At 70.5% G+C, this 21,581-nt stretch carries 20 protein-coding genes; 12 read left to right on the forward strand and 8 right to left on the reverse strand.

The window, feature by feature from the left end:
- Nucleotides 1–43: 43 nt before the first annotated feature.
- Genes ACZ1DY_RS28025 through ACZ1DY_RS28035 form a run of 3 tightly spaced genes read left to right on the forward strand, consistent with a single transcriptional unit; the run spans nucleotide 44 to nucleotide 2,516 of the window.
- Complete coding sequence (locus ACZ1DY_RS28025; RefSeq protein WP_465481400.1) at nucleotides 44–1,246, forward strand: serine/threonine-protein kinase; 1,203 nt, start codon at nucleotides 44–46, stop codon at nucleotides 1,244–1,246.
- 56 nt (nucleotides 1,247–1,302) lie between these two features.
- On the forward strand, nucleotides 1,303–1,929 hold the full coding sequence (locus ACZ1DY_RS28030) for a ClpP family protease (RefSeq protein ID WP_126734193.1): 627 nt from the start codon (nucleotides 1,303–1,305) through the stop codon (nucleotides 1,927–1,929).
- Nucleotides 1,926–2,516: a ClpP family protease gene (locus tag ACZ1DY_RS28035; RefSeq protein WP_126734194.1), complete on the forward strand. Its 591-nt coding sequence runs from the start codon at nucleotides 1,926–1,928 to the stop codon at nucleotides 2,514–2,516. The genes ACZ1DY_RS28030 and ACZ1DY_RS28035 overlap by 4 nt, the downstream gene beginning before the upstream one ends.
- Nucleotides 2,517–2,849: 333 nt before the next feature.
- Here ACZ1DY_RS28035 and ACZ1DY_RS28040 read toward each other — a convergent pair whose 3' ends face one another.
- Both ACZ1DY_RS28040 and ACZ1DY_RS28045 read right to left on the reverse strand, forming a co-directional pair.
- The gene (locus ACZ1DY_RS28040) at nucleotides 2,850–3,182 is read right to left on the reverse strand and encodes a helix-turn-helix domain-containing protein (RefSeq protein ID WP_126734195.1); all 333 of its coding nucleotides are present in this window, start codon (nucleotides 3,180–3,182) and stop codon (nucleotides 2,850–2,852) included.
- 45 nt (nucleotides 3,183–3,227) lie between these two features.
- Nucleotides 3,228–4,172 carry a GlxA family transcriptional regulator gene (locus ACZ1DY_RS28045; protein ID WP_465481401.1) on the reverse strand — a complete coding sequence of 315 codons (945 nt, stop codon included), beginning with the start codon at nucleotides 4,170–4,172 and terminating at the stop codon, nucleotides 3,228–3,230.
- A gap of 71 nt (nucleotides 4,173–4,243) precedes the next feature.
- Here ACZ1DY_RS28045 and ACZ1DY_RS28050 point away from each other — a divergent pair, with 71 nt between their 5' ends.
- Nucleotides 4,244–4,579: a cupin domain-containing protein gene (locus tag ACZ1DY_RS28050; RefSeq protein ID WP_257485718.1), complete on the forward strand. Its 336-nt coding sequence runs from the start codon at nucleotides 4,244–4,246 to the stop codon at nucleotides 4,577–4,579.
- Here ACZ1DY_RS28050 and ACZ1DY_RS28055 read toward each other — a convergent pair.
- From ACZ1DY_RS28055 to ACZ1DY_RS28070, 4 genes are all read right to left on the reverse strand, one after another.
- Nucleotides 4,564–5,139, reverse strand: a complete 576-nt coding sequence (locus ACZ1DY_RS28055; RefSeq protein ID WP_465481402.1) for a dienelactone hydrolase family protein — start codon at nucleotides 5,137–5,139, stop codon at nucleotides 4,564–4,566. The two genes, ACZ1DY_RS28050 and ACZ1DY_RS28055, sit on opposite strands and share 16 nt — an antisense overlap.
- The gene (locus tag ACZ1DY_RS28060; protein ID WP_465481403.1) at nucleotides 5,136–5,795 is read right to left on the reverse strand and encodes a pentapeptide repeat-containing protein; all 660 of its coding nucleotides are present in this window, start codon (nucleotides 5,793–5,795) and stop codon (nucleotides 5,136–5,138) included. The genes ACZ1DY_RS28055 and ACZ1DY_RS28060 overlap by 4 nt, the downstream gene beginning before the upstream one ends.
- A 67-nt stretch (nucleotides 5,796–5,862) precedes the next feature.
- Complete coding sequence (locus tag ACZ1DY_RS28065) at nucleotides 5,863–6,039, reverse strand: CsbD family protein (protein ID WP_126734200.1); 177 nt, start codon at nucleotides 6,037–6,039, stop codon at nucleotides 5,863–5,865.
- A 77-nt stretch (nucleotides 6,040–6,116) separates the two neighbouring features.
- Nucleotides 6,117–6,323, reverse strand: coding sequence for a hypothetical protein (locus ACZ1DY_RS28070; RefSeq protein WP_257485715.1), 207 nt, complete (start codon nucleotides 6,321–6,323; stop codon nucleotides 6,117–6,119).
- A gap of 129 nt (nucleotides 6,324–6,452) precedes the next feature.
- Between ACZ1DY_RS28070 and ACZ1DY_RS28075 the strand changes: the two genes are divergently transcribed.
- The 3 genes from ACZ1DY_RS28075 to ACZ1DY_RS28085 all read left to right on the forward strand — a co-directional run bounded on the left by ACZ1DY_RS28075 (nucleotide 6,453) and on the right by ACZ1DY_RS28085 (nucleotide 10,156).
- Entirely contained in the window at nucleotides 6,453–6,980 is a 528-nt protein-coding gene (locus ACZ1DY_RS28075; protein ID WP_185927183.1) for an EF-hand domain-containing protein, read from the forward strand.
- A gap of 78 nt (nucleotides 6,981–7,058) precedes the next feature.
- Nucleotides 7,059–9,575: an ATP-binding protein gene (locus ACZ1DY_RS28080; protein WP_465481404.1), complete on the forward strand. Its 2,517-nt coding sequence runs from the start codon at nucleotides 7,059–7,061 to the stop codon at nucleotides 9,573–9,575.
- Entirely contained in the window at nucleotides 9,572–10,156 is a 585-nt protein-coding gene (locus ACZ1DY_RS28085; RefSeq protein WP_465481405.1) for a helix-turn-helix transcriptional regulator, read from the forward strand. The genes ACZ1DY_RS28080 and ACZ1DY_RS28085 overlap by 4 nt, the downstream gene beginning before the upstream one ends.
- Before the next feature lie 73 nt (nucleotides 10,157–10,229).
- Here ACZ1DY_RS28085 and ACZ1DY_RS28090 read toward each other — a convergent pair whose 3' ends face one another.
- Together ACZ1DY_RS28090 and ACZ1DY_RS28095 are read right to left on the reverse strand one after the other, a co-directional pair.
- Nucleotides 10,230–10,865, reverse strand: coding sequence for a helix-turn-helix transcriptional regulator (locus ACZ1DY_RS28090; protein WP_125682074.1), 636 nt, complete (start codon nucleotides 10,863–10,865; stop codon nucleotides 10,230–10,232).
- A gap of 82 nt (nucleotides 10,866–10,947) precedes the next feature.
- Nucleotides 10,948–11,199: a hypothetical protein gene (locus ACZ1DY_RS28095; RefSeq protein ID WP_126734204.1), complete on the reverse strand. Its 252-nt coding sequence runs from the start codon at nucleotides 11,197–11,199 to the stop codon at nucleotides 10,948–10,950.
- Nucleotides 11,200–11,475: 276 nt separating this feature from the next.
- Between ACZ1DY_RS28095 and ACZ1DY_RS28100 the strand changes: the two genes are divergently transcribed.
- The 5 genes from ACZ1DY_RS28100 to ACZ1DY_RS28120 all read left to right on the forward strand — a co-directional run bounded on the left by ACZ1DY_RS28100 (nucleotide 11,476) and on the right by ACZ1DY_RS28120 (nucleotide 21,285).
- On the forward strand, nucleotides 11,476–13,539 hold the full coding sequence (locus ACZ1DY_RS28100) for a BTAD domain-containing putative transcriptional regulator (RefSeq protein WP_465481406.1): 2,064 nt from the start codon (nucleotides 11,476–11,478) through the stop codon (nucleotides 13,537–13,539).
- Nucleotides 13,540–13,599: 60 nt separating this feature from the next.
- Nucleotides 13,600–17,244 carry a BTAD domain-containing putative transcriptional regulator gene (locus ACZ1DY_RS28105; protein ID WP_465485721.1) on the forward strand — a complete coding sequence of 1,215 codons (3,645 nt, stop codon included), beginning with the start codon at nucleotides 13,600–13,602 and terminating at the stop codon, nucleotides 17,242–17,244.
- Between the two features lie 20 nt (nucleotides 17,245–17,264).
- Nucleotides 17,265–18,524: an ABC transporter substrate-binding protein gene (locus tag ACZ1DY_RS28110; protein WP_465481407.1), complete on the forward strand. Its 1,260-nt coding sequence runs from the start codon at nucleotides 17,265–17,267 to the stop codon at nucleotides 18,522–18,524.
- A gap of 11 nt (nucleotides 18,525–18,535) precedes the next feature.
- Nucleotides 18,536–19,885 carry a GH1 family beta-glucosidase gene (locus tag ACZ1DY_RS28115; protein ID WP_465481408.1) on the forward strand — a complete coding sequence of 450 codons (1,350 nt, stop codon included), beginning with the start codon at nucleotides 18,536–18,538 and terminating at the stop codon, nucleotides 19,883–19,885.
- 167 nt (nucleotides 19,886–20,052) lie between these two features.
- Nucleotides 20,053–21,285: an HNH endonuclease signature motif containing protein gene (locus ACZ1DY_RS28120; RefSeq protein WP_465481409.1), complete on the forward strand. Its 1,233-nt coding sequence runs from the start codon at nucleotides 20,053–20,055 to the stop codon at nucleotides 21,283–21,285.
- Nucleotides 21,286–21,581 lie beyond the last annotated feature (296 nt).

Below are 21,581 nucleotides of genomic sequence, written 5' to 3' on the forward strand. Positions count from 1 at the left end.
TAGCGTGCTTCGAAGACCCCTTCAGGATTCGAGGAGAACCACTGTGACGGCAGTTTCCCGCACGATCGCCGAGCGCTACACCCTGCTCGAGGAGCTGGGGCGCGACGGGACGGCCGTGCTGTGGCGTGCCGAGGACGGGCCGGACGGCGACCGGGTCACGATCAAGGAACTACGGCTCCCCGGCCACGAGCCCGCCCTCGTCGAGCGGCTCCAGCGCGAAGCCCGCGTCACGGTCGATCACCCGTCGGTGGTGCCCGTCCACGACGTCGTGGTGACGGACGGGACGGCGTTCCTCGTGATGGGCCCCGTGGAAGGGCGGACTCTGGAGGACATCGCGTCCGCGGGTCCGCTGCCTCCGCGGTTCGTGGCGGACCTCGGCGGACAGGTGCTCGGCGCGCTCACCGCCGCGCACACGGCGGGCGTCGTACACGGGGACGTGCGGCCCTCGAACATCCTGGTGGCTCCCGACGGGACGGTGAAACTGACCGGTTTCGGGATCGCCAAGGCCCTCGACCCGGCAGGCACCCCCGCGTTCCTCGCCCCCGAAACGATCGCGGGGCACGAGGCCACTCCCCATTCCGATCTCTGGTCGCTCGGCGTGACGCTGCTCAGCGCGAGCGAGGGCGGGAACTTCTTCCAGCGGGCGAACGTCGCGGCCACGCTGTACGCCGTCGTCAACGAGCAGCCGCCGTTCAACCGGACGCCCGCGCCGCTCGCGGACGTCCTCCGCGGGCTGCTGGCGAAGGCACCGCAGGCACGCATGCTGCCGGACCAAGCGCTCCCGCTGCTGGCTCACGCCGCGAGCGGGGTCGAAACCCCCGTGCCGCGGCCGCCTTCTCCCGGGCTCGGCATGCCTTCGATGCCCGCGATCCTGGCCGGGGTGGCGAGCATCCTGTTCGGCTTCTACGTGCTGACCGACGCGATGATGATCCACCAGCCGTACCTGTTCGAGGTGTTCTGGCCGCCGATGCTCCTCGCCCGCGTCGGCATCGTCCTGGCGGGCGTGTTTTCGATCGTCGGTGGCGGTCTCCTGTTCGCCAGCGTCCGCCGCGGTCAGGTCGTGACCGCCGCCGGCGCGGGGCTGACGTTGCTCAGCCTGCTCCTGCTGCAGACGCTGGACGAACGGGAATACCTGGGCCTTCCCCTGTATCCGGGGCTCGCTCTCGATCTCGTCGCGCTCGTCTTCGCCGCCGTGCTGGTCATCGGCGTGTGGCTGGTCCCGGTCAAACGCCCTGCTGTGGGCTGATCCGCTCACAGCAGCGAAACCGGCGGGCGGCCGCGCCCCGGCGGCATGGTCGGGGCATGACCGACAACGAGAAGCAGCCACTCTTCGACCAACGGCTCCGGGAACGGTTCTTCAGCCAGCGTGTGCTGGTCCTCGACGGCGCGCTCGACGACGACAACGGGACCGTCCTCACCACCCAGCTGCTGTCACTCGCGAGCGAGGACCCGCGCAAGGACATCGCGTTGTGGATCCACTCGCCGGGCGGTTCGGTCCCGTCGATGCTGGCCATCCGCGACGTGATGCGGCTCGTGCCGTGCGACGTCGCCACCCTCGCGCTGGGGCTGGCGTGCAGTGCCGGGCAGTTCCTGCTTTCGGCGGGCACCCCGGGCAAACGCTTCGCCCTGCCGCACGCCCGGATTCTCATGCACCAGGGTTCGGCCGGTATCGGCGGTTCGGCCGTCGAGGTGGAGGTGCAGGCGGACGACCTGCGCTACACGCGGGACACGGTGCTCGGCCTCATCGCCGACGACACCGGGCAGCCCATCGACCGGATCTTCGCCGACTCGCTCCACGATCGCTGGTTCACCACCGAGCAGGCGCGCGAATACGGCTTCATCGACCACATCGTCGAGAGCCTCGACCAGGTCGTCCCCGTCCGCACGCACAGACTCGGCCTCGGCACGGAAAGGGGTGCGGGCGCATGAGCTCTTACACCATCCCCAACGTCATCTCCCGCAGCCCCGCCGGCGAGCGGATCATGGACGTCTACTCGCATCTGCTGTCGGAGCGGATCATCTACCTCGGGACCGCGATCGACTCCGGCGTGGCGAACGCCCTGATCACCCAGCTGCTGTACCTGGAGGCGGACAACCCCGAGCAGGAGATCAACCTCTACATCAACACCGAGGGCGGCGACCCGTCGGCGATGCTCGCGTTGTACGACACCATGCGTTTCATCAAGGCGCCGGTGGCCACGACCTGTGTCGGCCAGGCCGTCGCGGCGGGCGCGATCCTGCTGGCCGCGGGCGAGGCGGGGCACCGGTTCGTGCTGCCGCACACCAGGGTGGTGCTGCACCAGCCCGCCGCGCAGGGCCGGGGCACTATCCCGGACCTCATCCTGCAGGCCGACGAGGTCGTGCGGGTGCGGACGCAGCTGGAGGAGATCCTTTCCGCGCACACCGGCCGAGCCGTGTCCGATCTCCGGCACGACACCGACCGGGACCGCGTGTTCGACGCGGCGGGCGCGGTCGCGTACGGGCTCGCGGACCGCGTTCTCGACGAGCGTGCTTAAGCGGTGTTCATAAGCCGAGGTTCGCGGTCTTTCGCGGTCACTGGCAGCACGAAGCCCATCGAACAGGCTTATTGACGGGTAAGGCGAAGGTGGCGTGGTCGGCACTTCCGCGGGGCACACTCGAAGCCGACAGCGCTGGTGCTGATGTCGCGAAAGCCACTTTCGAGACACCAGACGTCCCGAAAGTGGCTTTCGCGACACATCCGACAGCGCTGAGACCTCCGGCCTCAATCCCCCATCGACGTTGCGAAAGCCTCTTTCGCAACACTGATGGTTGCGAAAGAGGCTTTCGCAACACGCTGCCTTCGGCTTACCCCTCGATATGGAACACGCTCAAGCGGCCATGAGCACGGGCCCTCGCGGGCGGCGGCCGACCGCGAGCCCCGTGCTGCCGCCCCGGCTGATCGTGCCCGCGATACCGAAGAGCAGATCCGCCAGGTCGAGCCCGAGCGCGCCGGTGACCGCGGCGATCATCTCGCTGGACGGCTCCTTGCGGCCGCGTTCGATCTCGGAGAGGTACTGCGGCGAGATCCCGGCGCGTTCGGCGACGTCGACGAGGCGGCCGCCCTGTTCCTCCCGCGCGGCGCGCAGGCTCTTGCCCAGCACGTCACGCCACAGCGGCTCCGGTTCGGGACGCTTCTGGTGGAAAGGGAGGATGTCCGCCATACGCTCATCGTGACATTCCGCCGGGGCGCGCGTGCTCCGTTCCGCTCAAGGCGAAACGGAGCCACGGAACGCGCGCCGGTACGCGCCCGGCGTCGTGCCGACCTGATCACGGAAACGGCGGCGGAGGTTCACGGCCGACGTCAGGCCGACGCGGGTCGCGATCACCTCCACCGGTAAGCCGGTCTCCTCCAGCAGGGTGCGCGCCTCGGTCACGCGCCGCGTCAGCAACCAGGCGCCCGGCGTGGTGCCGAGCTGATCGGCGAAGCGCCGGGCGAGCGTGCGGGGCGAGACGTTGAGGTGCGCGGCCAGATCGCCCACCGACAACGGTGTCCCGAGGCGCTCACCCGCCCATTCGAGGAGACCGTCCAGCTCGTCGCCGGGCGGCGGGGCCGGGACGAACTGCGCCTGACCGCCGTCACGGTGCGGCGGCATCACCATGTGCCGGGCGACGAGGGCGGCGTGCGCGGCCCCGTGGTCGCGCCGGACCAGGTGCAGGCAGAGATCGATTCCCGCGCCCGCCCCGGCGCTCGTGGCGACGTCACCGTGGTCCACGTAGAGCACGTCCGGTTCCACGCGAATCCGGGGGAATTCCTCCTGCAGCCGGGAAGCACGCGCCCAATGCGTGGTCGCCGTCCTGCCGTCCAGCAGCCCGGTGCGGGCCAGCGCGAAGACACCCGTGCAGATCGTGACGAGCCGCGCTCCCCTGGCGTGCGCGCGCAGGAGCGCCCGGCGCACCGGGGCCGAGAGCGGCGCCTCCGCCGGCGACCAGCCGGGGATGAGCACCGTGTCGGCGTCCGCCAGCGCGGACAGGCCTTTGGTCACGGAGATCGCGTACCCGGCCGTGGTCGGCACCTGGCCGGGTTTCTCCGTGCAGACGTCGAATTCGTAGTACCGCGGCACTCCGGCGCGCTCCGTGCCGAAGACCTCGGCGGCGATCCCGAGCTCGAAGGTCGACTGCACCGGCCGTACCAGTGCCCTCACGCGATGCATGGCAGAAAAATACCCTATGGTGTCTTACCTGACACTGTCCGGCCGCGAGGCGGCCACGGCACCATGAGGTCATGCACTCCGAGATCCTCGCCCAAGAGGGCTACACTTCCGTCCCTGTCAAGGAATCCCCCGTTCGCGAGCTGTTCCCCGGGATCCGACTGCGTCCACTGTGGACGGGAGCGGACGGCGCGCAGGCCAACGTGCTGGAAATGGACCCCGGCTCCTCGTGGCCGCATCGCGACGTCCACGAACCGGGCCCCGAAGAGGTGTTCGTCGTCTCCGGCACGTTCAACGACGGAGCGCGCGACTATCCGGCGGGGACCTTCCTGCACGCTCCGGCCGGTTCGTGGCACGTGCCCGCGTCGGCGACCGGATGCACGCTCTTCGTCTTCTATCCCGAGGGCTGAGCCGCCAGGAACGCCAGAATCCGTTGCCAGGTCAGGGCCGCCGCGTCCTCGTCGTGGTCGGGCAGGCTGCTGTCGGTGTAGAAGTGGCCCGCTCCGGGGTAGGTGAACACCCGCGCGTCGGCGCCGGAGCGGGCCGCCGCGGCGAGCCAGCCGGGAAGCGCGGCCGGTGGCGCGAAATCGTCCGGGTCGGCCGCGTGGAGCTGGATCGGCAGCCCGTCGCGGACTTTCGCGGGCAGGTCGGCGATGGCGTGGAGCAAGAGCACGCCGGCGGTGTCTGGCCGGTGCGGGAGCAGGCCCGCGGCCACCACCGCGCCCATCGACATCCCGGCCAGCACGGTGTCCTCGGGCAGCTTCCGGGCGGCGTCGAGCGCACGGGTGGCGACGGTGGACCATCCGATCCGGTCCTTCAGCGCGAATCCGTCTTCGAGCGTGGTCGCGGTCTCGCCGCCGTAGAGGTCGGGAGTGGTGACCTCGTGCCCGGCGGCGCGCAGGCGGTCGGCCGCGGCCAGCTCGGCAGGCCGTAATCCCAGGACCGAGTGGAAGAGGACGACGTTGGTCATCCGACGACCGACAATCCGCTTTCGGTCGCGAGGATCCCCGCGACCGAGACGGCCTGCTCGCCGGTGATCTTCGCGCCGCGCAGGGTCAGCAGACCGCGGACATCGGACAGGCGCGAACCGCGGAGATCGCAGTCCAGCGCGGAGACGGCAGCGAATTCCGTTCCGGCGAACTCACAGTCCACAAAGGTCAGCCGGGACAGGTCACCGGAGAACACCGTTTCCCGGAAAGAACATCCGGAGAAGACGGCCGGACCCTTGGCGCGCTCGACCGTCACCGACGCGTAGTCGAACCGCCCGTTCTCGACGTACAGATCGGTCGCGGAGGTGATCGCCACCCCGAGCCCGATCGCGCGGCAGCGAAGGATTTCGACCCGGCGGGCAGACAGTTCGCGGATCGCCGCGTTGGACAGGTCGACGCCTTCGAAGGTCACGTCCGAGAGCGTCAGCCTGTCGAGCCGGGAGTTCGCCAGGCTCACGTCCGAGACGACTGAACGCGCGATCTCGCCGCCGCCGCGGACCCCGCTCTGGTCGCCGCCGTCGAGGCGGACCGAGTCGAAGTCGAATTCGCCCCGGAACACGGCGGGTTCGCTTTCGAGGTCGTCGCGCTCGACCGAAGGGCGCCGCACCTTGATGCCGTCGAAATCCCGGAAGTCCATGATCCGGACCGTACCCCAGGGGCTCGCGCGTGAAGGCTGCCTTCACGCGCGAGCAAGCCCGCAGGGGTCAGTCCCCGACGCCCTTCACGGCGTCCTTGATCTTCTCGCCTGCCTGCTTGACGTTGGCCTTGCCCTGCTCGGCCTTGCCTTCGGCCTGCCACTGCTCGTTGTCCGTGGCGTTACCGGCGGCTTCCTTCGCCTTGCCCTTGAGCTCGTCGATCTTGTTCTCGGCTTTGTCGTTCATCAGGGCCTCCCTTTCGTTGTCCGCTGCCTCCGGATACCCGCCGGCGGGCCAGGGAAACGACGTTTTCGCTGTGGCCCTCATCTCTCCCCACCCGTGTGGCCGCACGGGTACACCGTCTGCGCGACGACGGCCTCACAGGCCGGGCAGTTGTTCACCGGCCGCTCGCGGCGGCCCCAGTACGCATGGGTCGCCCCGCAGAGCGCCGTGACCGGCTCGCCGAGGCCGGGGTCCGGGTTGCAGACAGGACAGTAGGCGTGGGCCGCCCGTTCGATTCCGGCCGTCATCCGCCACCTCCGGGTGTGGTCGTTCCCCCTTCACGGTACGGCGCTCCCCGCACCGTCCCCCGATCGTGGATCGCCGTGGCCCTGAATGGCCGATGTGCCGCTACGCCACCGGTTCTATCGTTCGGACGCATGGCAAGCGACTTGCAGCGGCGCAAGATTTCGGGCGTCTTCGCCGCGATGGACGTCGACGGCGACGGTTTTCTCCAGGAGCGGGACTTCCAGGCGCTGGCCGACCGCTGGGCGCGGCGGCGCGGCCCGGGTGACGAGCGGCGCCTGACCGGCATCATGCTCAGCTGGTGGACGACGCTGCTGGCCGCGTCGGATCTCGACCGGGACGACAAGGTCACCCTGGACGAGGTCCTGCTGGTGGTCGACAAGCTCCCGGACACGCCCGAGGCCGTGACCGCGACGGCCGACGCGATGTTCGAAGCGATCGACGAGAACGGCGACGGGCTGATCTCCGCGGCGGAGTACCGCCAGCTGATCGAGGTCTGGAACGGCCGCCCCACCGACACCGACGCCACCTTCCCGCTGCTCGACTCCGACGGTGACGGAATGCTGTCCCGTGACGAGTTCGCCGCGCTGTGGCTGGAGTTCTGGGCGGGCGACGACGCGAAGGCCCCGGGCACCCTGGTCTTCGGCCCGCTGGCCGCCTGACGGCTTTCGGGCGGACCCGGTGGCCATACGGGCCAGACCCCGGCCTCCACCGCGTCGCGGACGTCCCGGCCGCTCAGGATGTCAGGCGTGGACGAGGTGGCCGAGCGGATCCTGGAGCGTGTCACCGGCGAGGGCGCGCCCTGCGTCTGGGTGACCGGGCCGGCGGGCGTCGGCCGGACCACGCTGCTCGCGCGGCTGTCCGAGCGGCTTTCCGCGTCAGGGCAAGAGGTTTCGACCGTGCGCTTCACGCAGGACGGCGACCTCGCGCCCGGCGGCGATCCGTGGCCTCCCGTCACCGGCGACGGGCACGTGCTGCTGCTCGACGACACCCAATGGATGCGAAACGACGACCTCGCCGTCCTGGCGACGTTGATCCGCCGCTCGTCGCACAGGCTGGTCTGCGCCACGCGGACCCCGGTCCGTGACGCGGCCGAGAGGCTCGCCGTCGTGCGCCGGCTGCGTGCCGAAGGCCTGGTGGAACCGGTGCGGCTGCTGCCGTTGACGGCCGCGGAGATCACGCGGCCCGTCGTCGAGGCGCTGGGCGCCGTTCCGAGCGACCTGCTCCGGGACCGGCTGCACGAACTCAGCCGGGGAGTGCCCGCCGCGTTGCGCCAGGCGCTGGACCTGCTGCGCGCGCAGGGCGCGATCCGGATCGTCGACCGGCGCGCCTACCTCGTGCCCGGCACGCTGGTGCCGCTGCGATCCATGCAGCTGGCCCCGGAGCGGCTCGCGGTCGCGAAGGCCGCCGCGATGCTGCATCCGCTCGGTGCGGCGATGCCGTCGCTGATCAGCGAGGTCCTCGCGCAGGATCCCGCGGAAACGCTCGCGATACTGGAAACCCTGCGAGCGGACGGGATTCTGCACCGCGGCCGGGGCTGGCGGTTCACCGTGCCGGTGGTGGCGTACGCGCTGATCGCCGAACTCGGGCCCTTCGAACGCCGGCGTATCTCCGCGGCCGCCGTCACCGCGTTGTGGAACGGGACCGCGCACACGTCCGCCCCGTACTACCTTCCCGACCGGATCGCCGAGGCAGGCAAGCTGATCGACCCGCGCCGCGCCCTCGCCGAACTGCTCGACAACGCGGCATTCCTGCCCGACGACCAGACCACCCGCGGCGCGCGATGGTTGCGTGCCGCGGTCGAGCTGACCGAGGACCGGCCGCAGCGGGCGAGGGTGACCCTGCTCCACACCATGTGGTGTCACCTGAACGGCGACCACGAACAGAGTCTCGTGGGGACGCGGCGGCTGCTGGAGGAATTCCCCGACCGGCTGTCCGCCGACGCCGCGCAGGAAGCCCAGTCGATCGCCGTCTGCGCGCTGCACAACTCCGGCAACACGGCCGAACTGGCGAGGATCGCCACGAACCCGCCGGACTGGTCGGTGGCCTCGAGCGCGATCGCGCTGAGCCTGCTGGACCGCTGGGCGGAAGCGGCCGAACTGCTGGCGGAGAACGATTCCTGGCGGACGGGATCGATGGTTTCCGCGATGCTGGGCGAACTCTTCGGCAGTCTGGCCGAGCTCTGGGCAGGCCGCTCGGCGAGGTTCGGCGCGAACCTGACCGAACGCGAACGGTGGCCGCTGAGGACGGCGCGGCGGCACCGGAACGACCAGATCACCTCGTACGTCACCGCGTTGCTGGTGCTGGGCGAACGAGCACGCGCGGAGAAACTGCTCGCCGACGAGGACTTCCCCGAAACCGGGCTGCGCGACAGCGAACGTTCGATGCTCGCGGTCATGCGGGGCCTGCCCGCCCGCGCCATCGACTTCGCCCACCGCAGCGTGGCCGACCGTTCGCGGCGCGGGTACGACACCGGCTCGGCCGCGATGCACCTGTCGACCGTCTCGGTCCTGCTGTCACAGGGACGGTTCACCGCGGCACGGGAACTGCTGACCGCCGCGCGCGCCACGGCGCCGATGCTGGCGCATCTGCTCGACATCGCCGAAGCCCGGGTCGACATGGCGCTCGGCGAGACCGACCGGGCCGCCAAACGCCTGCACGCGGCCACCTGCGGACTCGCCGTCGGCACGGACATCGCCTGGGCCGATCTCGCCGAACTCGCGTTGCGGAAGAACGACCGCGCCGCGGCCAGGAAGGCGCTCGACGCGCTGGAAGAACTCGCTTCCGCGATGCCGACCGGGCGGGTGCTGCTGCATCGCCACCTGGTCCGCGCCTGCCTCGGACAGGAGCCGGACGACGAGTGCCTGTGGCTGGCCGGGGAACGCGATCAGCCGTTCGAACGCGCCATCGCGGCCGAACGCCTGGTACGGCACCACGCGACGGATCCCAAGGTGCTCGTCGAGGTCTACGAGACGCTCGGTTCGCTCGACGCGCTGCTGTACCGCGCGCGGTTGCGGAATCTCATGCGGGACAACGGGATCACTCCCCCCGGTGACCACGAGGCGACGGCCGCCGAGAACGAGCACCTGCTGGCACTGCTGGCGGGCGAAGGGCTGACGAACGAGCAGCTGGCGAAGACCCTGCAGACCAGCCGCAAGAGTGTGGACGGACGGCTGAGCCTGCTCTTCACCCGGACCGGTTACCGCTCCCGGATCGAACTGGCCACGGCCCTGTTGAACGGCCGATACGCCTCGTGAAGGCGCCGGACGTCCGGGTCGCCGTCTACGCGGCGGACCCCGTGACCAGCGCGGGCCTCGTCGGCATCCTTTCGCAGGACGCGACGATCGCGGTGGTCGCCGACCAGGACGCCGACGTGCTGGTGGCCGCCGAGGACCCGGCCGGGCAGGACCTGCCCGTGCTCCGGCGGGCGGTGAGCGAACTGGGCGCCCTGCCCGGGATCCTCATCGCCGGACCGCTCCCGCCGTCCGGCCACCGCTGGGCCGCGGACGCCGGCGTGCGCTGCGTCCTGCCGCATCGGGCGGCCCACCCGGACCGGCTGATCGCCGAGGTCACGGCCGCGCGATCGGCGCCGACGGCCTCCGCCGACCGGCTGGCCGCCGGATACTGCGCCCTGGCCGAAGGCCCGGCGCCGTTCCACCAGCGCGAGATCGACGTGCTCCGGCTGATCGCGGAGGGCAAGGACACCGCGGAGATCGGTGCCGCGATGGGCTACTCCCAGCGCACCATCAAGAACATCCTGCACCACGCGCAGCGGCGGCTGGCCCTGCGGAACCGCGCCGAAGCGGTGGCCGAAGCCATCCGGGCCGGCCTGATCTGAGAGTTACGCCCTCAATCACGCGAGTTACGCCCTCAATCACGCGAGTTGCGCCCTCGACCACGCGAGTCCGGTCTCAGATCACCCCGGCCCGCACCGCGTACGCGACGGCGTGCGGCCGGTTCTTCAGCTTCAGCCGCCCGGTGATGCCCTGGATGATGTGCTTCACGCTGCGTTCCGAGTAGCTGAGCTCGCCGGCGATCTCGACGGTGTCCTTGCCCTCGGCCATCAGCCGCAGGACGTCGATCTCCCGGGTGGTGAGCCCGGCGGTGTTGACGCCCATCGGGTCGAGCACCTCGCGCTGCAACCGCTCGACGTGCTTGAGCAGTTCGCCGAGCAGGCTCGGCGGGAGCACTCCGCCGCCGGTGGCCGCCGCGCGGACGGCGTGCGCCAGCCGTTCGCCAGTCGTGGCCGAGCGCGGCAGGACCGCCACCACCCGGCATTCGATGGCGGGTACGAGTTCCGCCTCGCTGATCTGGCTCACCACGAGCACCACCGGCTTGCCGTCCTCGGCGGCGAGCCGCCGCAGCCAGAGCACGATCTCCGGCGTCAGGCATTCGGCGGCGAACACCAGCACGTCGGTCTCGGCGCGCTGATCCCAGTCCCGGATGTCGATCCCCTGCTGCGTGCCCAGCTGGCTGGCCAGACCCGCGGTGGTGATCGGGTCGGGCGCGTGCACCGCCACGGTGATCTGTCGGGTTTCCGTGTCCACTTCGTCCCCTCCGCTTGTCCGCGGCCCCAGTCGGATGGGACACAGTCTGCGAAGGAGCTCTTCACGAAGTCTCCACGAGTTCTCAACGAGGCGTGAAGGACTTCGTGGCCTGCTGAAACGCCTCGACGTACTTGGGCAGCTCGTCCAGGATCTCGCGGAGCCTGCCCTCGGGTCCGGTGTAGTCCGGGTCGGCCAGGAGGGCGTAGCCGAAAGCCAGCGTCCGCCGAAGCTCGGCGATACGCGCTTCGGCCTCATCGGCGTCGAGCACCAGCCTGCCGTTCCTGGCGAGGCTGAGCAGGACGTCACCGGCGAAGTGTTCAAGATCCTGGCTCACTGTCACAGCATGCACAGCGTCGCATGCCTTCCACCAGCGCCGCCGGACTTTCTGCCCCCGAGCACGCCCGGCTTGCCCGGTCGCCCCTGGCCTGAACAAGGCCTGAAACCCACATGAACGGACATCCGACAGTCCACGAAACGGCTTGTTCCGGGCTCGGCCGCCGAAACCCACACGGTGAGTGCCCGATTGATTGCGAAACCCACATCGCCGCCACTAGGCTTTCCGCTGAGCAGGACACTCTTTTTCGGCAGTCGGACGCACAGGCGGCAGGTCATGGACGAGGTTTCCTCGCTGACGGTGCGTCTGCTGGGCGGTTCCCCCGCGCGCCACGGCGAAGGCGAGATCGCGCTGGGCCCCGCCCAGCGGCAGGCGGTGTTCGCCACCCTCGCCCTGCGTGCCGGCCAGTTCGTCTCCCGCAAGGAGATCATCGACGCCGTCTGGGGCGAGCGTCCCCCGGACAGCGCCACCGGCATCGTGTACACCTACGTCTCCGCGTTGCGCCGCGCGCTGGAGCCGGCGGGCGGGCCGCTCGTCGCCAGCCGCGCCGGCTACAGCCTCGACCTGCCGAGGCAGCAGGTCGACGTCCACGTCTTCGAAGCCGAGCTGGAGCGGGCCCGCGCGCACCGGCTCGCCGGCTCGCCCGAACGGGAGCTGGAGTCGCTTCACTCCGCGCTCGGGCAGTGGCGGGGTTCCGCGCTCGACGGGATCCCCGGGCCGTTCGCCGAGACCCAGCGCGCCCGGCTGAACGAGCTGCGGATGAGCGCGCTCGAACGCCAGGCCGAGGTCGCGCTGCACCTCGGCGCCTACCGCGAACTCGTGGGCGAGCTCGCCGTGCTGGTCGAGCGCCATCCGTTGCGCGAAGGCCTGCACCGGATGCTGATCACCGCGTTGTTCCGGTCCGGCAGGCAGGCCGAGGCGCTGGCCGCGTTCGACCGTGCCCGCGAGACGATCATCGAGCAGTCCGGTCTCGAACCCGGGCCGGAGCTGCTCGCGCTGCGGCAGCGGGTCCTGGACGACGATCCGGCGCTGCACCACCAGGACCGGCCGGAACGGCATCGGCAGGCCCACGCCGTGCCCCAACGGCCGTCCGCGTTCGTCGGCCGGGAGTTCGAACTCCGCCGGGTGCGCCGTCATCTGGCCGCGCTCATGGACGAAGGCCGCGGCGGGACGATCTGGCTGGACGGCGAGGCGGGCGGCGGCAAGAGCGCGTTCCTGGCGGAGGCCCTCGCCTCGGCGCGGAGCCGCACGCGCTGGGTCGAGGCCGACGAGCTGACCAGCGCGGTCCCGCTGAGCCTCATCGCCGACAGCCTCGGCGGCGAAGCGCTCGACGATCTCGGCAGAACGGTCACCGAACTGTGCGAGGACGGGCCGTGGGTGCTCGTCTTCGAAGACCTGCACTGGGCCGACGAGGAAAGCCTGCTCGCATGGCAACGGCTGCACGGGTTCACCGCGCACCTGCCGCTGTTGCTGGTCGGCTCGGCTCGCCACCTCCCCCGGCGCCGCACCCTCGAAGTCCTCCGCTCGCGGCTCGACGGGGACGTCATCTCGCTGCCACCGTTCGACGGCCCGGCCGTCGCCGCGCTCGCCGAGGAGACCTTGGCCAGGGACCCGGGCGAGGACTTCCTCGGGTTCGCCGCCGAGTACAGCGCCGGAAATATCGGCTACCTGTGCGAGCTGTTCGCCGAGTTCGCCGACGGGCGCGAACCAGACGTCACGCCGCACAGCAGGCTCGCCGCCGTGGTCGAAGATCATCTCGCCGCGCTTTCCGTGCCGTGCAAGCGAACGCTGAGCTCGGCGGCCCTGCTCGGCTCGTCGTTCACGGTCGCCGATCTGACGGGTGTCACCGGCCGCGAACTGCGGGCGCTCATCGAATCGGTCGAAGAGGCGCTCGCCGCGCACGTGCTGGAAACCGAGGGAGAACGGCTGCGGTTCCGGGTCCCGCTGGTGCGGGACGTGTTCGCCGCGAACACCCCGCCCGCCATCCGCGCCGTGCTGCACCAGGAGATCGCCGCCACCATGGCGGGTTCCGGCGCGCCCGCGGACCGCGTCGCCGAGCAGTTGCTCCAGGTCGGCGACGAGCTGACGGCCCGCTGGATCCCGCAGTGGCTGCTCGACAACGTCCGCGCGCTGTCCACCGGGCCGGCGGTCGAACTGCTCCATTTGCTTTCCCACCAACGAAATCTGACCGAGGAGCAGCACCGGAGCCTGGCGGGCGAGCTCGCCGCGCTCCTTTTGCCCGAATCGGGCGCCACGCCCCCCGGGTCCGCGCAGCCCTGGTGCGCGCCGCTGCACGCACTCGCCCGGGTGCGCAACCGAACCGGATCGAGGACGTCCTAAACTGCGGGGACACAGTAGTGATCCGGCCACTTTCGGTGCATGACGAGAAATGGAGCCGGCGTGACGAACGGGCTGCGCGTCGAGCTGCTCGGGCCGCCTCGTGCCTGGCTCGACGACGTCGAGCTGAAGCTCGGGCCCGCCCGGCAGCGCGCGGTCTTCGCCACCCTGGCGGCGCGGCGCGGCCAGGCGATCTCCCTCGGCGAACTGATCTCCGGCGTCTGGGGCGAGTCGGCGCCCGCCAGCGCCACCGGCAGCGTCCACACCTACGTCTCCGGTCTGCGCGGCGCGATCCGCAAGGCCGGCGGTGACGCGCACCAGGTCCTGAGCTCGTCCGGGTCGAGTTACGTACTGCGGCTGGACCGGGAAGCGCTCGACGTCAGCCGGTTCGAGCAGGACGCCGCGGCCGCTCGACGGCTGCTCGCCCAGACCGATCAGCGGGGTGCGGCCGCCCGGCTCACCACCGCGCTCGGCCTCTGGCGCGGCGAGGCCTACTCCGGCGTGCCGGGGCCGTTCGCCGAAGCGGAACGCGTCCGGCTGACCGAACTCCAGCTCACCGCCACGGAACTGCGCGCCACGGCTCTACTCGGCATCGGCGACCACCGCGAAGTGGTGGCCGAACTGACCGCGCTGGTGCAGCGGCACCCGCTCCGCGAGTCGTTGCACGAGACGCTCATGCGCGCCCTGCACGCCAGCGGGCGGCCGATCGAAGCGCTCAGCGCGTATCGCGAGGCCAGGCGGATACTGCGGGACGAGCTCGGCGTCGAACCCGGTGCGCCGTTGCGTGATCTGCACCAGCGGATCCTCGACGGCAGCGAAAAACCTGTCACCCGACCGAAACCGGCTCCGGTCCGCGTCGTGCCGCCGCCGGTCGCCAAGGCGATCGAACGCGGCGGCCAGGGCAGGCTGCCCGGCCGCGCCCGGCAGGTCGAGCGACTGGACGGTTTCGTCACCGACGTGCTCGCCGGCCGCGGCCGCCCGGTCTGGCTCGAAGGCGAACCGGGTATCGGGAAATCCGAACTGCTGATCGCCGGGCTCTCGGGCGCCGCGGCGCGGGGCTGCCAGCTCGCCTGGACCGCGGCCGACGAGCTGCGGCAACGGTTCCCGCTGCAGGTCATCATGGAATGCCTCGGGGTGCACCACGGCGCGGCGGATCCGGCCAAGGCCAAACTGGCGGGCGAGCTGCACGCCGAACCCGCGCACGGGAACTGGGGCCCCGCCGACCCGATCTTGTCCACTGTGGACAAACTGCTCGCGCTGGTCGACGAGACCTGCGCGGCCGGCCCGCTGGTGCTGGTGATCGACGACCTCCACTGGGCCGACGAGGCGAGTGTGCTGCTGTGGCAACGGCTTGCCGCCGCCACCCGCCAGCTGCCGCTCCTGCTGGTCGCCGCCACCCGCACCGGGCACGGCCGCCGCGACCTCGCCCAGCTCCGCCGCGGGGTCGAGGCGAGGGACGGCGAGATCATGCCGGTCGAGGTGCTGACCGACGACGACGTCACCGCCGTGTTCGAGGTGGTCCTCGGGGCCAAGCTCGGGGCGAGTCTCCGCCCGCTGGTCCGGCGCGCGGCCGGGAATCCGCTCTACGCCAGGGAAATCGCGCACGATCTGGTCCGCACCGGCTCGTTGCGGATCAAGGACGGCGTCGCCGAGGTGACGCTGGACGGCACCGAGAACGCGCCGCGGTCGCTGCTGGCGGCGGTGGCCAGGACGCTGGAATGCCTCGACCCCGCCACGACCGACATCCTGCGGACCGCCTCGCTGCTGGGCGCGGAGTTCGCCGTCGAGGACCTGGCCGCGCTGGCGGACAAGGGTCCGCTGGAGGTCCTGCGGGAGCTGGAGCCCGCCACCACCGCGGGCGTCATCGAGTACGCCGGCGACAAACTCGCCTTCCATCACCCGTTCCAGCGTCAGGCGCTCTACGGCGCCATCGCCGAACCGGTCCGCGCCGCGTTGCACCGGCGCGCCGCCGAGTCACTCGCCCGGGCGGGCGCGCCGATCAAACGGGTCGCCGAGCAGCTGGCCGCCGGGCCGGTGCCGTTCGACCCGTGGCTCGCGGGCTGGCTCACCGCCAACCACGTCGCGGTGTCCAACAGGGCCCCGCATATCGCGGCCGACCTGCTCCGCGGCGCGCTCGACAGCACGGTGCCCACCGGCGAGCAGCGGGAGACGCTGATCGCCGCGCTGGTGCGCGTGCTGTTCCGGCTCGAACTGGCTCCGGAGGCGGAAGCCGAGCAGGCGGTGAAGATCGTCACCGACAAGGCGGATCTGGCACAGATGCGGCATTTCCTCGCCGCGCTGCGCTACCGCCGGGGCGACACCCCGGGTGCGATCGAGGCGCTCGGCGACACCGCGGACGACCCGTCGATGCCGGAGCTGTGGCGCACCAGCACCCGGACGCTGCTCGCCAACTTCCGGCGCGGCACGCTCGCCGATCTCGACGAGACCGAACGGATCGCGCGGGCCCTGTACGCCGAGGCGAGTGAGCGCTACCCGGCCGCGCACGCGCAGCAGACGTTGTGGCTCGTGCATTCGATCCGCCGCGAGCACGACCGGGCACTGACCGCGATCGACGCCGCACTGGAGACCACCGGCGACGAGGCCGAACTGGCGACCCTGCGCTTCGACCTGCTCGACAACCGCCTGTTCACCCTGCAGAACCTCGACCGGCTGAGCGAGGCCGACGCCACCCTGCACGCCGGGTACGAGACGGCCGCGCGGCACGGCCTGCCGACCGGCCCGCAGGTCTCGGCGGCCGTGCACTACTACTGGACCGGCCGCTGGGACGAGGCGCTGGCCGAATTGGACTCGGTCACCGAAGACGGCCCCGCGATCACCTTCTACGGTGTCCGCGAGCCGGGCGCCGCCGCCCTGCTGCTGCACGGGGTCGCCGCCCTCATCGCGGGCCATCGCGACGAGCGCGTCGCCGTCCGCGCCCATCTGGAGGCGGCCGAAGCGCACTCGCCGTCGAACTCGTCCGAACGCGAGAGCTGCGACTTCTACCTGGCGGCACAGGCGATGGCCGCCGAGCAGCGCGGCGAACTCGAGGACGCGCTGCGGCTGTTCGCGCCGGTGCTGCGCCCCGACTACGCCCGGATGATGCTGCGCCACCAATGGCTTCCCGACGTCGTCCGCGTCGCGCTCGCCGCCGGGAACGACGCCGTCGCTCAGGAAGCGCTCGCCGTCTGCGCCGAGGAGGCGAGCCAGGAGACCGTCCCCGCCAGGGCGACCGCGGCCGCACTCCGGTGCCGGTCGCTGATCGACGGCGACCCCGACGGCATGCTGGCCGCGGCCGATCACTACCGCGAGGTCGACCGCCCGATCGAACTCGCGGCCGCGCTGGAGGACGCCGCCGAACTGCTCGGCCGCGCCGGTTACCTCGAAGCGGCGACGCGCTCGCTCACCGAAGCGTGTGAGGTGCTCGGCGAGGTCGGGGCCACCTGGAGCATCCGCCGGGCGGAAAGCAGACTGCGCCGCTACGGCGTACTCAGCCGTGCCGAGCGGAGCCCCCGGCACAGCGGGGCGCTGTCGCCGCTGGAACTGCGGGTCGCGCGGCTGGTGGCGGCGAAGCTGTCGAACCCGGAGATCGCCGCCGAGCTGAGCCTGCCGCGGCGGACGGTGCAGTCGCTGGTGTCCAGGGTGCTGACCAAACTGCACGCCGATTCCCGGCTGACCGTCGGCGACCAGCTGCCGAGACGACTCGCGTGACCACACGACCGAGGAGAACCATGACCCGCGTACTGGCCGGATTGACGGCCCTCGTGCTGCTGCTCAGCGGCTGTTCGGGCACGCCGGAAGCCGGCGGCCCGATCAAGCTCACCGTCGCCACGTTCGGCGAGTTCGGGTACGAGAAACTCTTCGACGACTACGAAAAGGCCCATCCAGGGATCACCGTCGAAGGCCGGGTCGCCGACTTCGAGACGCATCACCGCCAGCTCGCCACCGGGCTGGGAGCGGGTCGCGGCAGCGCGGACGTGGTGGCGATCGAAGAGCAGTATCTCCCCAAGTTCCGCCAGTCGACGGACAAGTTCAGCGACCTGTCCGAGTTCGGCGCGCAGGGGCTCCGTGAGCAGTGGCCTGCCTGGAAATGGGACCAGGGCACCGCCGAAAACGGGAAGTTCGTGATGGGCCTCGGCACCGACATGGGCAGCCTCGCCCTCTGCTACCGGCGCGACCTGTTCGCCAACGCCGGCCTGCCCACCGACCGCGACCAGGTGGCCGCGCTGTGGCCGACGTGGGAGAAGTTCGCCGAAACCGGCGAGCGGTTCAGCGCCAAGGCACCGGACGACGTCAAATTCGCCGATTCGGCGGGCACCGTCTACACGGCGATGCTCAACCAGGCGCAGGAGAACTACTTCGCCAAGGACGAGCGGTTCATCGCCGACACGAACCCCAACGTGCGCAAGGCCTTCGAACTGGCGGGCGGGATGGCGCTGAAAAAGGAGACGGCCGCCGTCACCACCTTCACCCAGCCGTGGACGGTGGCGATCAAGCAGAGCCGGTTCGCCGCCATCACCTGTCCCGCGTGGATGCTCACCCAGATCGAAGAGGCGGGCGGACCGGAGCTCGCGGGCAAATGGGACGTCACCTCGGTTCCGGGCAAGGCCGGCAACTGGGGTGGCTCGTTCCTGACCGTCCCGAAGCAGGGCGCGCACCGCAAGGAAGCCTACGACCTCGCCGTCTGGCTCACCGCGCCCGAGCAACAGAAGCGGATCTTCCTGGAAAGCGGGCTCCTGCCGAGCGCGCTGGGCGCGTACCAGGACACCGCCGTGCTTTCCCACACCAGTCAGTACTTCAGCGGCGCGCCGATCGGCAAGATCTTCGCGGCCTCCGCCGAGGCCTTGCGGCCGAACTACCGCGGGCTGCGCGACGGCGAGGTCCGGCCGGTGTACGGGCACGCGCTCGGCCGCGTCGAAGAAGGGAAGCAATCGCTGGACGAGGCATGGAACCAGGCCGCGACCGAGGGCCGCGCCGCGGCCGCCAACTGAGCGGGGACGGCGTGACACGCAGGTTTCCGGCCGGGTTCCGCTGGGGCACGGCCACGGCGGCGTACCAGATCGAGGGGTCCACGACGGCGGATGGCCGCGGACCGTCCATTTGGGACACCTTCACCGCACGGCCGGGTCTGGCCACCGGTGACCCGGCTTGCGACCACTACCGGCGTTACCGCGAGGACATCGGGCTGCTGAGCGGGCTCGGCGTGCCGTACTACCGGTTCTCCGTCGCCTGGTCGCGGATCATGCCGGACGGCCGCACGGTCGAGCCAAGAGGTCTCGCCTTCTACGATCGCCTTGTCGACACGGTGCTGGAGCACGGGATCACCCCGATGGTGACGCTCTACCACTGGGATCTCCCGGAAGCCCTGCAGGCGGAAGGCGGGTGGCCGAACCGCGACCTCGCAAGCCTTTTCGCCGACTACGCCACGACCGTCCACAATGTACTCAGCGACCGGGTGCGGCAATGGACCACGATCAACGAACCATTCTGCGCCGCCTTCATCGGCTACGGCAACGGCGATCACGCACCGGGTATCAAGGACGAAGGCGCGGCCTTGGTCGCCGGGCACAATCTCCTGCTGGCGCACGGCAAGGCGACACAGGCGTTGCGCTCTGCTGGCGGCGGGCAGGAGGTGTCCATCGTGCTCAACTTCGCCCCGGTGCTGACCGATGTGGACGACGCCGCGCACCGCGAGGCCGCGCGCAAGTTCGACTTCCTGCACAACAGATTTTTCCTCGACCCGTTGCTGGGCCGCGGCTATCCGCCCGAACTGCTGGCGGATCTGGCGCATCTCGGCACACTGGAACCGGCGATCGCCGACGGCGACCTGGAAATCATCGCTCAGCCGCTGGACGTCCTCGGCGTCAACTACTACGCGCCCGCCCGCGCGGTCCCGCTCGAAGACCCCGAGGCCGACAGCAACTGCCCGCTGCCCGGCCTGCGCGGAATGGACGTCCAGCCACCCCGCGGCGATCTGACCTCGCTCGGCTGGGAGCAGCGGCCCTCGTCGTTCACCGATCTGTTGCTGTGGCTGCACGAACACTGTCCCGGCTTGCCGCTCGTGATCGCCGAGAACGGTGCCGCGTTCGAGGACGAGGTCGTCGACGGGCGGGTCCACGACGAGAAACGCGTGCGCTACTTCGCCGAACACCTCGCCGCCGTGCACGACGCGATCGAACGCGGCGCCGACGTCCGCGGCTACATGGCCTGGTCGCTGCTGGACAACTTCGAGTGGGCGATGGGGTACACGCAGCGGTTCGGCCTCGTGCACGTCGATTTCGAAACGCAGGAGCGAGTACTCAAGGACAGCGCGCGGTTCTACGCGGATGTGGTGGCGCGCAACGGTCTTTGACGGCTCGACTTTGTTGCCGTGCCGAAGTTCTTCCGAACCAGGTTGACACGCGTCGATCGTCGCCGGAATCGGCGAGGCAGGTTCATTTCGAAACGCAGGCTCGGCCTCGTCACTTCGCTCGTTACCCGCTGCCGGAAACTGTCGGTGGTCGGTTGTAGCTTCGGTGTGTGGATACACGCAACGCCATTGTGGCGGTACTCAAGGAAATCACGTCGGCTGACGCTTTAGAGGAGGTCAATGCCGCGCTGGATTCGTTGGAGGACGACGATGCCGTCGCCGCTGCCGTCGCCGCGTCGGAAGGGATCGCACGGTTGGAGGCGGTGCGGTTCCGGGCGTTGGCGCAGCTGAGTCGTCACCGCGACGGCGCGTCGAGTGTGGTGCAGGAAGTCGCACTCGGACTGTCTGTTGTGGACGGTCACGCGTCCGGGCTGGTCTCCACCGCCGAGGCGTTGACCACCCGCCTCCCGTGCACCCTTGGACTGCTGGATCGCGGCAAGGTGGGCGGTTACGGGGCGATGAAGGTCGCCTCCGCGACTGCGTGGTTGTCTGATGACGATGCGCGTGCGGTGGACTCGGTGCTGGAGGATCGGTTGCCGGGCCGGAATTCCGAGCAGGTTCGGAAGGCGGCGAATCATGCGGCGATGATGGCCGACCGCGAGGGTGCGGCCCGGCGTGCGGAGCGGCATCGTGCCGGGCGCCGGTTGTCGATCCGCCACGGCGAGACCGGGGTGGCGTCGATCGAGGTGGAAGACGGGCCGGTGGAGAAGGTCGCCGCCGCCTACACGAGGATCGACCGTGAAGCCCGCGCCCTCAAGACCGGCGGGGAGACCCGCACCCTCGACCAGCTGCGTGCGGACGTGGCCCTTGATCTGTTGCTGGGCGGGCAGGGCGGGAGTGAACGGTCCGAGGTGTTCCTCTACATGGACCTCAACACCTACCTCGGGCTGAACGATGACCCCGCCGAACTCGCCGGACACGGCCATATTCCCGCCGCCCTGGCCCGGCACATCGCCACCGGGCCCGATACCGTCCTGCGGCGGATCATCACCGACCCCCTCTCCGGACAGGTCCTCGACCTCGGCCGTGACCGGTATCGGCCCACCGCAGGGTTGGGCGAGTTCGTGCGGGTGCGGGACCGGGAATGCCGAAGACCCGGCTGCCACCGCGTCGCCCAAGCCTGCGATCTCGACCATGCGGTGCCGTGGCAGCACGGCGGCCACACCAGCCATACCGACCTGATCGACCTGTGCCGCCGAGACCACCGGTTGAAAGACGAACCCGGCTGGACCTACCGACTCGACGCCGACGGCACCCTTACCATCACCACACCCACCGGACAGACCTACGACAGCACACCACCACCCCTGCACGAACCCCGCGCCGAGGAACCACCGTTCTGAACCATCGCCGAAAAACGGCACCGGTGCCAGGGTCAGGGCGGGTTGCCGGAATTCGGCCATGGCCCGCTGTGGAGTCCGCAGATGATCACGCCGTGGCCGCCCACAACGTCCCCGAATGGCGACAACAGCCCCGTCGCCAAAACATGGCCACAGCTCGCTCTGGAGCTGCTCGTGATCACGCCATGCGCCAGCCTCACCGCAACAACCGAACCGTGGAACCCAACATCATCGCCAATGACCGTCACCCCGGCCTTCGCCAAAAAACGGCCACGCACGCGATCACGCCGGCCCGCCCG

The organism is Amycolatopsis sp. PSD-21, from assembly GCF_055561455.1.